This window comes from Streptomyces sp. NPDC043853, assembly GCF_056436025.1.
Map to the genome: position 1 here is coordinate 176,500 of NZ_JBWKDJ010000013.1, position 12,167 is coordinate 188,666.

A 12,167-nucleotide genomic window follows, 5' to 3' on the forward strand; every position below is an offset into this window, starting at 1 on the left:
TGTCTCGCAGAGGGAGACGGCATGAGTCATGTCGCGAACGAGCTGAGCACACAACCGGACTGCTGGGAACGGGCCGCTGACATTGCTTCCGGCCGGCGGGACGTGCTGCCGCCGGCGGGGGAACGCGTCGCGATCGTGGGATGCGGGACCTCGTACCACATGGCCCAGGCCGGTGCGGCGCTGCGGGAGGCGGCCGGTCAGGGGGAGACGGACGCCTTTGCCGCCTCGGAGTTCCCCCGGCACCGCCGCTACGACCGGGTGGTCGCCCTGACGCGGTCCGGGACGACGACCGAGGTGCTGGACCTGCTCGCCGGGCTCCGCGAGGCCGGTGTCCGGACCGTGGCGGTCATCGGGGATGCCGCGACGCCCGTCACGAGCCTCGCCGACGATCTGGTCGTGCTGGATTTCGCCGACGAACAGTCGGTGGTGCAGACCCGGTTCGCCACCACCGCCCTGACGCTGTTGCGGGCCCATGTGGGTGCCCATGCCGCGTCGGTGGTCGAGGACGGGCGGGCTGCGCTGGCGGAGCCCTTGCCCGAACGGTTGGTGGGGTGCGGGCAGTTCACCTTCCTCGGACGCGGCTGGAGCGTCGGGATCGCCCACGAGGCGGCGCTGAAGATGCGAGAGGCGTCCCTGTCGTGGGCCGAGGCCTATCCGGCGATGGAATACCGGCACGGTCCCATCAGCGTCACCGGGCCGGGGACGGTCACCTGGTCGATCGGCGAGGCCCCCGAGGGACTGGCCGCGCAGGTGGCGGGGACGGGTGCCCAGTGGGTGGCCGGGCGGCTCGATCCGCTCGCCGAGCTGGTACGGGTGCAGCGGCTCGCGGTGGCCGTCGCCGACGGGCAGGGGCTGGACCCGGACCGGCCCCGCCATCTGACCCGGTCGGTGATCCTCGCGTCCGGTGAGGAGGCCGTGCGATGAGCCTGGCGGTCACCGGGGACCTGGTGCGGGAGGCGGCAGCCGGCGGGCGGGCGGTCGCGGCGTTCAACATCATCACGCTGGAGCACGCGGAGGCGGTCATCGCCGGCGCCGAGCAGGTGCGCGCGCCCGTGGTGCTGCAGCTGAGCGAGAACGCGGTGAAGTTCCGGGAGGGGCGGCTGCTGCCCATCGCCCGTGCGGCGGTGGCCTGTGCCGAGGCCGCCGCCGTTCCCGTGGGGCTCCACCTCGACCATGTCAAGAGTCCCGAGCTGCTGCGGCAGGCCGCTGACGCCGGTTTCGGTTCGGTGATGTACGACGCCGCCCACCTGCCGTACGGGGAGAACCTGGAGGCCACCCGGTCCGCGGCGGACTGGGCGCACGCCAACGGGCTGTGGATCGAGGCCGAACTGGGTGAGGTCGGCGGGAAGAACGGGGCCGCGCCGCTGGACCCGCACGCCCCGGGCGCCCGGACGGACCCCGACGAGGCCCGCCGGTTCGTCGCCGACTCCGGAGTCGACGCGCTGGCCGTCGCCATCGGCAGCACCCACGCGATGACCACCCGGACCGCGGCCCTCGACCACGCCCTGCTGGCCCGCCTGGTCAAGAGCCTCGACGTGCCGCTCGTGCTGCACGGCTCCTCCGGCCTGCCCGACTCCGAGCTCGCCGCCGCGGTGGCGGGCGGCATCCGCAAGGTCAACATCGGCACCGCGCTGAACGTGGCCATGACCGAGGCCATTCGGAACAACCTGACCACGGCGGACCCCCGCCCCTACCTGACCGCCGCACGCACGGCGATGACGGCGACGGCAGCCGCTATGATCTCGGCGCTGAACTGAGGAGCGGTGGGGGGAACGGATGGGCGGGCAGGGGGCCGGTGGCGGACGGCGGCGGTTCCTGCGGTTGGTGGGCGGTTCGCTGCTGGTCGTGGGCGGTGCGGCCGGCTGCACCGCCGGGTCCCAGCGGCAGGCCCCGGACCACCTGAGGGTCCGCACCGACGCGGGGCCCGTACGCGCCCGTCTGGGCGGCCTCGGTGAACTGTCCGACCCGCACTGGCTCGGCTACGACATCGACGGGGCGGGCAGCGCTCGGCAGACCCTGCCGGGTCCGGACTCCCGGATCCGGCTCGTCGGGCTGGCCCGGCTGCCGAAGGGCGCGGTGGCGGCCACCCTGGCCTCCCGCCCGGCCACCTTCGAGCCGGCCGCCCTGCCGGAGGTGCCGGAACCCCTCGCCGAGCACCTCCCGGACCCGTCGGCGGCCGACTGGCGCACCAGTGCCGACTACGACGCCGAGGTCCTGCCGCCGGCCCCGGGACAGACGGTCAACACCGCGGCCGACGGACGGTTCTTCCTGAGCGAGCCGCTCGGCCTGGTGTGGTTCGACACCCTGTTCCTCTCCACGTAGGCGTGAAGCCCCGCTAAGCGGGACCGCGCGGTGTCCGCCGTGGAAGCCGCGGCGCGCACGGTGTTCCGTCGGACGGCGGGCGTCGTCCGACGGAATCGCCGGCCCGTGCCGCCGGTCCGTTCGGATGCCCCCGCCGCGGACCTTCCGCATTCCTGCAACGGGTTCTAGTCTGTGCGCCGCCGCCACGGCGGTCACGCAGTCACGCAGCCAGCCTTCCGGAGGGGCCGTGCACCTCGAATACACGCCTGAGCAGCAGCAGTTGCGCGCCGAGCTGCGTGCCTACTTCGCCGAGCTCGTGCCCGACGACGTCTACGGCCGCTACGAGGATCCGGCGGCGCAGAAGCGGTTCTACCGCGAGACGATCCGGCGGCTCGGCGCGGACGGCTGGCTCGGCGTCGGCTGGCCCGTCGAGTACGGCGGTCGCGGGATGACCCCGATGGACCAGTTCATCTTCTTCGACGAGGCCGCCCAGGCCGTGGTCCCGCTGCCGCTGATGGCGCTGAACACCGTGGGACCCACGATCATGCAGTTCGGCACCGACGAGCAGAAGGCGTACTTCCTGCCCCGCATCCTCTCCGGCGAGATCGACTTCGCCATCGGCTACAGCGAGCCGGACGCCGGCACCGACCTGGCGGCGCTGAAGTGCAAGGCGGTCCGCGAGGGCGACGAGGAGACCGGCACGTACGTGGTCAACGGACAGAAGATCTGGACCACCAACGGCGACACCGCCGACTGGGTCTGGCTGGCCGTCCGCACCGACCCGGACGCCCCCGCCCACAAGGGCATCACCATGCTCCTCGTCCCGACCTCCGACCCCGGCTACTCCTGCACCCTGATCAACACCCTCGCCTCGCACGACACCACCGCCAGCTACTACGAGGACATCCGGGTGCCCGCGAGCCGCCGGGTCGGCCGGGAGAACAAGGGCTGGCGGCTCATCACCAACCAGCTCAACCACGAACGCGTCACCCTCGCCGCGCACGGCACCATGGCGATCCGCGCCCTGCACGACGTCCAGCGGTGGGCCGCGAACACCAAGCTCGCCGACGGCCGCCGCGTCATCGACCTCGGCTGGGTCCGCGGCCGCCTCGCCCGCACCCACGCCCGCCTCGACGCCATGAAGCTCCTCAACTGGCAGATGGTCAACGCCGTCCAGGCCGGCACCCTCACCCCGCAGGACGCCTCCGCCGTCAAGGTCTACGGTTCCGAGGCCCGGCGCGACGCCTATGCCTGGCTGATGGAGGTCGTCGGCGCGGCCGGCCCCCTGAAGGACGGCTCGGCGGGCGCGGTCCTGCACGGTGAACTCGAACGCGGCTACCGCAGCGCCGTCATCTTCACCTTCGGCGGCGGCAACAACGAGATCCAGCGGGAGATCATCTCCTGGATCGGCCTGGGCATGCCCCGAGTCCGCCGCTGAGTCGCTGTGACGAGGTTCTCCGGTCGTCTCGGGGCCGGCCGGCCCGGGTCGGCGCACCGGGACGTCCGTGTCCGGTTGCGCTGTCGCGGGTCCGCGACACCCTGGAAGAGCCGGGGACGGCCTCCTCTCGGGCGTCACCGGAGGGCTGCCGGACGTCACCGTCCCGTCGGCGCGGCCCGTCCGGAGGGACCCGACCGGTCCCCGCCACGGGGCCGACCGGCCCAAGCGACGCGAAGGGGTACGGGCGGAGCCTGGCGGTGACCCTCCCGCGCAGCACAGCACCGCACAGCACAGCGCGTACCCCGCACCGCACACAGAGAGGAAGGCCGCGCCATGAAGGCACTCGTCTTCCACGGGCCCGGACAGACCTCCTGGCAGGACGTCCCGGACCCCGCGATCAAGGACGCCGCCGACGTGATCGTCGGGGTCGACGCCGTCACCATCTGCGGCACCGACCTGCACATCATCAAGGGCGACGTCCCCGAGGTGACCCCCGGCCGGATCCTGGGCCACGAGGCCGTCGGAACGGTCGTCGAGACCGGCGGCGACGTCAGCACCGTCCGCCCCGGCGACCGCGTCCTGATCTCCTGCATCTCGGCCTGCGGCCGCTGCCGCTTCTGCCGCGAGGCCCGCTACGGCCAGTGCCGCGGAGACGGCGGCTGGGTCCTGGGCCACACCATCGACGGCACCCAGGCCGAGTACGTACGCGTCCCCTTCGCGGACCTCTCCGTCCACCCGCTGCCCAGCACCCTGCCGGGCCATGAGGCGGTGCTGCTCGCCGACATCTTCCCGACCTCGTACGAGGTGGGCGTCCTGAACGGCAACGTGCGCCCCGGCGACACGGTCGTCGTGGTCGGCGCCGGCCCGATCGGCCTGCCCGCCATCGCCACCGCGGCGCTCTACAGCCCGTACCGGACCATCGCCGTCGACCTGGCCCCCTCCCGGCTCGAGGCCGCCCGCCGCCTCGGGGCCGATGCCACCGTCAGCGCCCGGGAAGAGCCCGAGCAACTGGTACGGGACCTGACCGACGGGCTCGGCGCGGACGTGGTCATCGAGGCCGTCGGCGTCCCCGAGGCGTTCGAGCTGTGCACCCGCATGGTGCGTCCCGGCGGCCGGGTCGCCAACATCGGCGTCCACGGCAAGCCCGCGACCCTCCACCTCGAAGACCTGTGGATCAAGGACGTCACCCTCACCACCGGTCTCGTCGACACGCATTCGACGCCCATGCTGCTGCGGATGCTGGCGGCGGGCCGGCTGCCCGGGGCCGCGATGGTCACCCACCGCTTCGAGCTGGACCAGATGGAGGAGGCGTACGACGTCTTCTCCCGCGCCGCCGACACCGGTGCCCTCAAGGTGGTCCTCGGCGGACCGCGGCACGACACCGTCGCCGTGCCGGCCCGGGAGCGGTGAGGACCGTGCAGAGCACTCCGCGCACCCCGCACCCGCCGTCCGGTGGGAGGATCCGCCGCACCGACCTGGGCCGCCGTCTGGCGGCCCGCCGCGAGGCCCTGGGCCTGACCCCCGAGGAACTGGGCCGGAGGTGCGGAGCGGACGGCCACTACATCTCCTACCTGGAGGAGCATGCCGCCTCGCCGTCCATCGGCACCCTGGTCCGGGTCGCCGACGCCCTCGGCGTCACCGTCGACGACCTGACCGGCGCGGGCGCCGACCGGGTTCCCGGCCGGTCCGGCGCCCAGCACGACACCACGCTCGTGCCGCTGGACGAGGCCGAATGCCGGCGGCTGCTGGGAACGCACGGCGTGGGCCGCATCGCGGTCTTCGCCGCCGACGGCCCGGCCGTGCTGCCCGTCAACTACCTGGTCGCGGGCAACACCATCGCCTTCCGTACGCACGCCCGGGCCGCCGCAGCCAGAGCCGCGGGGACCGAGGCCGCCTTCGAGATCGACCACATCGACGACGTGACCGCCGAGGGCTGGAGCGTGCTGGCCGTGGGCGAACTCCAGGCGGTCACCGACGCCGGGGAACTCCAGCGCCTGAGCGCTGCGGCCCGGTCCCACCCCTGGGCCGGCGGCGCCCGCACCCACTGGATGAGGCTCACCCCCGTCCGGCTCACCGGCCGTCGCGTGGTGCGCGACTGATGGACGCCCCGGGCGCTCCGCGCCCGGTCACGGTGACCACCGCGCGGTGACCCGCCCGGCGGTCACCGGATCCGCAGGACGTCCGTCACCGGGCGGCGCGGTGTGGCCGCTCCCCGGGGGCCGTAGCCGAGGCGCAGGACCATCTGGACGTGGCCCATGGAGGCGAGCGGGTCCCGGACCGTCCAGCGCAGCTCCGGCCACTCCAGGGGCTGGGAGGTCATCGAGGTGGCCAGGCCGTCCGCACTGGCCTGGAGAAGGACGCGTTCCAGCGCCTGGCCGGCCCGCAGCCAGTCGGCCGGGGTGTCGCCCGGGGTGGCCGGCAGGGCGAGCCGGGGCCGCTCCTCGAACACGGCCCAGCCGCGGTCACGTACCGGGTGGGCGCGGCCGAAGTCGCGGACCGGTGCCGGGCGGTGACGGCGTCGCCGACGAGCAGGGCGGCGGTTCCGGCGTCGAGGAGGGACGTGGTCATGGCACTGGTCCTGTCTGTGCGGCCTCAGCCGTGTGCCGGGACGGCGACCGGTGGGGCGGTGAGGCGGCTGCCGACGTCGACGACCCGTCGACGCATCGGCAGAGCCGGACGACGATCGGCAGCAGTCCGGCGCGCGGTACGGTCCCGCTGAGCGTCACCACACCGTCGTCGACGTCCACCGTGATCGCCGACGGCGCCAGGCCCAGCGTCCGGGTGAGGACGTCCTCGACGATCTCCGCGCGTTTCACGCTGCCGCGGCCCGTCACGCGGCACGATGGTCCGGCACACGCGCCCCGCCGCAGGGAGTCCCGGAGGTGCCATGGCGAAGCACGGACGGACCTCTTCCTGGGGCCGCTGTTGGCCCACACGCCCGTCGCCGCCCTGGGCGCGATCGTCGTCTACGCCGCCGTCCGGCTGGTGGAGGTGGGCCAGTTCCGCCGGCTCGCGGCCTTCCGCCGCCGCGAACTCCTGCTGGCCCTGGGCTGCACCCTCGGCGTCCTCACCCTCGGCATCCTGTACGGCGTCCTGGTCGCGGTGGCCCTCTCCGTCATCGAGCTGCTCGCCAGGGTCGCCCGGCCGCACGACGCCGTACTGGGCATGGTCCCCGGCCTCGCCGGGATGCACGACATCGACGACCACCCGTCCGCCCGCACCATTCCCGGCCTGCTCGTCTACCGCTACGACTCCCCGCTCTTCTTCGCCAACGCCGAGGACTTCCACCGGCGTGCGCTCGCCGCCGTCGACGGGCAGGAGGAACCCGTCCACTGGTTCGTCCTGAACACCGAGGCCAACGTCGAGGTCGACATCACCGCCCTCGACGCCGTCGAGGCCCTCCGCGCCGAACTCGTCCGTCGGGACATCGTGTTCGCCCTGGCGCGCGTGAAACAGGACCTCCGTGAGCCCCTCGACGCCTACGGGCTCACGGCGGCCGTCGGAGGCGACCGGATCTACCCCACCCTCCCCACGGCGGTCGACGCCTATCGCAGGTGGCAGCGCGCCGTGTGAGGCGTGTGGCCTCATACGGCACTGGATGGCACTGGATGGCACTGGGGCACCGGATGGCACTGGTTGATGCCGGCCGGCCCTGGGTGGCGCCATCAAGTGCCATCAGGTGCCATGTGGCGCCAACCGGCGCCAGTCGGCCCTCCGGAGAGTGCCTGTGCGTGCGTGGCGCCGTCCTGAAGCGCGCTGCTGCGGTTGTGTTTGTGCAGGTCAGGGGTCACTCCCTGGAGGAGGTGCGCCAAGGTGTGCCATTCGGGCTTGCGCGTGGTGCCATGTTGGTGCCATGATGACGTCATGGACCTCACCCCGTATGTCGACACCCTCCGCCGCGATCTCGCGGTGGCCGCCGAAGCCGGCGGGGAAGACGCCCGCGGGCTGGCCGACAGGCTCACCGCTCCGCTGGAGTCCGCGACCCGGCTGGCCATGCTGAACGTACTCTCCGCCGCGATGGACGAGATCACCCGCGACCTCGCGCCCGGCTCGGTCGACCTGCGGTTGCGCGGCCTGGACCCCGAGTTCGTGGTGTCGCTGCCGCCCGCCGACCGCGGCGCCCCCGTGGAGCCGGCCGGCCCCGTCGAACCGTTCAGGACCCCGGTCCCGGCCGACGTCGACGAGGGTGGCACCGCGCGCGTCAACCTGCGTCTGCCGGCCCACCTCAAAGCCCGCGCCGAGGAGGCCGCGAGCCGCGAGGGCCTGTCGGTCAACGCCTGGCTGGTCCGCGCCGTGTCCGCCGCGGTCGACGGCGGCGCGCGGCCGGGCACGACGGACAAGATCCAGAGCATCGGGCAGAGCGCCTCGGGCTGGGTGCGCTAGCCGAGCCCGCGGTGGGCTCGCGCAACGCCCCACCCGCATCACTTCACCCGCATCACTTCACCCGCATCACTCCACCCGCACCGACTCATCCACATCACGTCCCACCAGCGGGGACGTTCCGAACACCCAAGAGGACGGGACAGCCATGCCTTCTTTCGACACTCCCGAAGCGATCACGGCCGTGGCGCACGTGGAGGCCGGTTCCATCCGGTTCACCGCGAGCGACCGCCTCGACACCGTCGTCGACGTACAGCCCCGTGACCCGAAGAAGGACCAGGACGTGCGTGCGGCCGAGCGCACCGAGGTCACGTACGCGAGCGGCGTACTGACCGTCAAGACGTCCAAGCAGCGGAACTCGCTGCGCCGCCCCGGCACCGTCGACGTGACGGTCGAACTGCCCACGGGCTCCCGCATCGACATGGCCGGCTCCTGGGCCCAGGTGCTCGGCGAGGGCCGGCTTGGTGAGGTCCGCGTCAAGACCTCCTCCGGCGACGTCCGCCTCGACACGACCGGTCCGCTGAAGCTGACCGCATCGCACGGCTCGATCACCGTGGACCGGGTCGAGGGCGCGGCCGAGATCACCACCAGCTCCGGCAGCCTGCGCGTGGGCCTCGTCGACGGCCCCGCCGTCCTGAAGAACTCGCACGGCGGCACGACGGTCGGCGCCGCGACCGGCGACCTGCGGGTGAGCGGCGCCAACGGCGACATCGACATCCGGCGCGCCGAAGGCTCGGTCACCGCCACCACCGCGCACGGCACCCTGCGCGTGGGCGAAGCCGCCCGCGGCACCCTCCAGCTGGAGACCTCCTACGGCGCGATCGAGGTCGGCATCCGCCAGGGCACGGCCGCCTGGCTGGACGTCAGCTCCGGTTCCGGCCAGGTGCGCAACATGCTCTCCGCCTCCGACGCCCCGGAGAAGACCGAGGAGACCGTCAAGATCCACGCTCGCACCCGGCACGGCAACATCGACATCCTCCGCGCCAAGGTCTGACCCGCGGCGGATCCGGCGCCACCGCACCCCACCCCACCCCCACCCCGCTCTTTCAGCCGCTTCACCCTTCGAACGGAGGGCCCCATGCCTTCTTCTGTCATGCCCACATCAGGAATCGGTGGTGGCGGTGGTGGTGGTCACGCCTCGCCGCCGGCCGTCTCCGCCCTCGGTCTGCGCAAGTCCTACGGTGACAGAACCGTCCTCGACGGCATCGACCTGCGCGTCCCAGCCGGGTCCGTGTTCGCGCTGCTCGGGCCGAACGGCGCCGGCAAGACCACCGCCGTGAAGATCCTTTCCACCCTCATCTCCGCAGACGGCGGACAGGCCCAGGTGGCGGGACACGACCTCGCCGCCGACCCGCAGGCCGTGCGCGCCGCGATCGGCGTCACCGGACAGTTCTCCGCCGTCGACGGCCTGATCACCGGCGCGGAGAACATGATCCTCATGGCGGACCTGCACGGCCTCCCCAAGCGCGAAGGACGGCGGGTCTCCGCCGAGTTGCTGGAGCGCTTCGGCCTCACCGAGGCGGCCGGGAAGCCCGCCTCCACCTACTCCGGCGGTATGAAGCGCCGCCTCGACATCGCGATGACCCTGGTCGGCAACCCGCGGATCATCTTCCTCGACGAGCCGACCACCGGCCTGGACCCGCGCTCCCGGCACAACATGTGGCAGATCATCCGCGAGCTCGTCTCCGGCGGCGTCACCGTCTTCCTCACCACCCAGTACCTGGAGGAGGCCGACGAACTCGCCGACCGCATCGCGGTGCTGAACGACGGAAAGATCGTGGCCGAGGGGAGCGCCGAGGAGCTGAAGCGGCTGGTCCCCGGCGGACACGTCCGGCTCCGCTTCTCCGACCCGGCGGCGTACCGCGCCGCCGCCTCCGCCCTGGGCGGGGCGGCCCGGGACGACGAGGCGCTGGCGCTGCAGATGCCGAGCGACGGGAGCCAGCGCGCCCTGCGCTCCGTACTCGACCGGCTGGACGCGGCCGGCATCGAGGCCGACGAACTGACCGTGCACACACCCGACCTCGACGATGTGTTCTTCGCCCTGACGGGCGGCACCGCCGTTCCCCACCAGTCGAACGAGCCCAAGGAGGCCGCCCGATGAGCACCCTCTCCCTCGCCGCCCGCAACTCCTCCACGATGCTGCGCCGCAACCTCCTGCACGCCCGGCGCTACCCGTCCCTGACCCTGAACCTGCTGCTGACGCCGGTCGTCCTGCTGCTGTTGTTCGTCTACGTCTTCGGCGACGTGATGAGCGCGGGCATCGGAGGCGGTGGCGCAGACCGCTCCGAGTACATCGCCTACATCGTCCCAGGCCTGCTGCTGATGACCATCGGCAGCACCACGATCGGCACCGCGGTCTCCGTCTCGAACGACATGACCGAGGGCATCATCGCCCGCTTCCGCACCATGGCGATCCACCGCGGATCCGTGCTCATCGGACATGTCATCGGCAGCGTGCTACAGGCGGTCGCCAGTGTGGTCCTCGTCGGCGCCGTCGGCGTGGCCATCGGCTTCCGCTCCACCGGCGCCACGTTCCCGGAGTGGCTCGCGGCGTTCGGACTGCTCGCCCTGTTCGCCCTGGCGCTCACCTGGATCGCCGTCGGCATGGGCCTGGTCAGCCCGAACGCCGAGGCCGCCAGCAACAACGCACTGCCGCTGATCTTCCTGCCGCTCATCTCCAGCGCCTTCGTCCCCATCGAGGCGATGCCGGGCTGGTTCCAGCCGATCGCCGAGTACCAGCCGTTCACGCCGGCCATCGAGACCCTGCGCGGCCTGCTGCTCGGCACCGAGATCGGGAACAACGGCTGGATCGCCCTGGCCTGGTGCCTGGGCCTGGCGGCCCTCGGCTACCGCTGGTCCAAGGCGGTGTTCGACCGCGACCCGAAGTGACCGCACCCCCACGGCCCGCCTCCCGCCGCCGCCGCACCCCCACGGCCCGCCTTCCGCCGGTCCGGGTCGTGGTGCGGCGGCGGCGGTCGTACGGTGGAGGGAGCAGGAGGCGCGCCCCGCACCATGCTGCGGCGGTATCCGTCTCGCCACAGGCCGCGCACCGTCCTGCGGCCGCTCGCACGCGGCCGCCCCGGGGGCCGGGTGCCGTGAGCGGCCCCCTCACCCCTGACGGGAATTCCCATGCGTACCAAGAACCACCGGATCCGACGCGTGTGCGCAGCGGCTTGTACGGCCCCGCTGCTCGTGCTGGGCGGCGCAGTGACCGCGATGGCCGCTCCCCTGCCGACCGCCGCGGCACCGGCCTCCGTCACCGCCGCAGTTCAGCAGTCCTCGTCGAGCGAGATCCTCGCCCTGGTCAACGCCGAGCGGGCCAAGGTCGGTTGCCAGCCCCTGAAGGAGGACCCGCGGCTCACGCAGGCAGCCCAGGCACACGCGGACGACATGGCGGCGAACGGGCTCACCGCTCACACCGGCTCGGACGGGTCCACCATGGAGTCCCGGATGCAGAAGGCCGGTTACAACCCCATGGGGCAATGGAGTGAGAACGTCTCCGGACCCGGCTTCACCTCCTCCAAGGCCCATGTCGACGGTTGGATGAACAGCACCAAGGGCCACAAGGAAACCATCCTGAACTGCGCGTTCAAGGAGACGGGCGTCGGCACGAAGGGCGAGTACGCGGTCCAGCTCTTCGCCGTCCAGTCGGGTTAGCCGCTTCCAATCAGCCGCTTTCAACCAGGAAAGCAGGTGCGTCCCATGCGCACGTCGACCCGTACGGCCGGTGTCCTCACCGGCCTGACCCTCACGCTCGGCGGCACGGCTCTGGCCGCCCCCGCGGTGCAGGCGGACATCCCCGCCTGCACGCGGATGGTGGAGCAGGCCGGTGTCACGGTCACCGACTCCGTCACGGCGGCGTGCACCCGTGGCGTGGTGGGGGACCTGCAGACCTGCGTGAACGGCCTGACCGCGGCGGGAGCGCCGGGCGGCGCCGCGACCGGCGCCTGCCGCGAGGCCGCCCACGAGCCGCGCTAGTCGCGTCGTCAAAGTCCCGTCCGGCCGGCGGCTGGCACGCACGCACGCCGCGTCGTCGGCGCTGTCAGTG

13 protein-coding genes and 2 pseudogenes are annotated in these 12,167 nt (G+C 72.8%); 13 read left to right on the forward strand and 2 right to left on the reverse strand.

Annotated features, from left to right (window positions below; translation table 11 throughout):
• Positions 1–21: 21 nt before the first annotated feature.
• The 6 genes from AC067U_RS29255 (at position 22) to AC067U_RS29280 (ending at position 5,838) form a co-directional block, all read left to right on the forward strand.
• Positions 22–924 carry an SIS domain-containing protein gene (locus tag AC067U_RS29255; RefSeq protein WP_478832795.1) on the forward strand — a complete coding sequence of 301 codons (903 nt, stop codon included), beginning with the start codon at positions 22–24 and terminating at the stop codon, positions 922–924.
• Complete coding sequence (locus tag AC067U_RS29260; RefSeq protein WP_478832796.1) at positions 921–1,757, forward strand: class II fructose-bisphosphate aldolase; 837 nt, start codon at positions 921–923, stop codon at positions 1,755–1,757. The genes AC067U_RS29255 and AC067U_RS29260 overlap by 4 nt, the downstream gene beginning before the upstream one ends.
• Positions 1,758–1,776: 19 nt before the next feature.
• Positions 1,777–2,322, forward strand: a complete 546-nt coding sequence (locus AC067U_RS29265) for a hypothetical protein (protein WP_478832797.1) — start codon at positions 1,777–1,779, stop codon at positions 2,320–2,322.
• A 226-nt stretch (positions 2,323–2,548) separates the two neighbouring features.
• Positions 2,549–3,739 carry an acyl-CoA dehydrogenase family protein gene (locus AC067U_RS29270; protein WP_478832798.1) on the forward strand — a complete coding sequence of 397 codons (1,191 nt, stop codon included), beginning with the start codon at positions 2,549–2,551 and terminating at the stop codon, positions 3,737–3,739.
• Between the two features lie 333 nt (positions 3,740–4,072).
• Entirely contained in the window at positions 4,073–5,149 is a 1,077-nt protein-coding gene (locus AC067U_RS29275; RefSeq protein ID WP_478832799.1) for a zinc-dependent alcohol dehydrogenase family protein, read from the forward strand.
• A gap of 5 nt (positions 5,150–5,154) precedes the next feature.
• On the forward strand, positions 5,155–5,838 hold the full coding sequence (locus AC067U_RS29280; protein WP_478832800.1) for a helix-turn-helix domain-containing protein: 684 nt from the start codon (positions 5,155–5,157) through the stop codon (positions 5,836–5,838).
• Between the two features lie 62 nt (positions 5,839–5,900).
• Here AC067U_RS29280 and AC067U_RS29285 read toward each other — a convergent pair.
• Together AC067U_RS29285 and AC067U_RS29290 are read right to left on the reverse strand one after the other, a co-directional pair.
• A pseudogene (locus tag AC067U_RS29285) lies at positions 5,901–6,260 on the reverse strand (Acg family FMN-binding oxidoreductase); the annotation flags it as partial.
• 43 nt (positions 6,261–6,303) lie between these two features.
• Entirely contained in the window at positions 6,304–6,573 is a 270-nt protein-coding gene (locus AC067U_RS29290; RefSeq protein WP_478832801.1) for a BON domain-containing protein, read from the reverse strand.
• A 73-nt stretch (positions 6,574–6,646) separates the two neighbouring features.
• On the opposite strand from AC067U_RS29290, the pseudogene AC067U_RS29295 reads away from it, so the two are divergent.
• The 7 genes and pseudogenes from AC067U_RS29295 to AC067U_RS29325 form a co-directional block, all read left to right on the forward strand.
• Positions 6,647–7,312 (forward strand): annotated as a pseudogene (locus AC067U_RS29295) (STAS domain-containing protein); the annotation flags it as partial.
• A 291-nt stretch (positions 7,313–7,603) separates the two neighbouring features.
• Positions 7,604–8,122 carry a hypothetical protein gene (locus AC067U_RS29300; RefSeq protein ID WP_478832802.1) on the forward strand — a complete coding sequence of 173 codons (519 nt, stop codon included), beginning with the start codon at positions 7,604–7,606 and terminating at the stop codon, positions 8,120–8,122.
• 145 nt (positions 8,123–8,267) lie between these two features.
• Positions 8,268–9,113, forward strand: coding sequence for a DUF4097 family beta strand repeat-containing protein (locus tag AC067U_RS29305; RefSeq protein ID WP_478832803.1), 846 nt, complete (start codon positions 8,268–8,270; stop codon positions 9,111–9,113).
• 84 nt (positions 9,114–9,197) lie between these two features.
• A complete protein-coding gene (locus tag AC067U_RS29310; RefSeq protein ID WP_478832804.1) occupies positions 9,198–10,220 on the forward strand; it encodes an ATP-binding cassette domain-containing protein in 1,023 nt (340 codons plus the stop codon).
• Positions 10,217–11,008, forward strand: a complete 792-nt coding sequence (locus AC067U_RS29315) for an ABC transporter permease (RefSeq protein WP_478832805.1) — start codon at positions 10,217–10,219, stop codon at positions 11,006–11,008. The genes AC067U_RS29310 and AC067U_RS29315 overlap by 4 nt, the downstream gene beginning before the upstream one ends.
• Before the next feature lie 240 nt (positions 11,009–11,248).
• On the forward strand, positions 11,249–11,776 hold the full coding sequence (locus tag AC067U_RS29320; protein WP_478832806.1) for a CAP domain-containing protein: 528 nt from the start codon (positions 11,249–11,251) through the stop codon (positions 11,774–11,776).
• 45 nt (positions 11,777–11,821) lie between these two features.
• The gene (locus tag AC067U_RS29325; protein ID WP_478832807.1) at positions 11,822–12,097 is read left to right on the forward strand and encodes a hypothetical protein; all 276 of its coding nucleotides are present in this window, start codon (positions 11,822–11,824) and stop codon (positions 12,095–12,097) included.
• Positions 12,098–12,167: the final 70 nt, after the last annotated feature.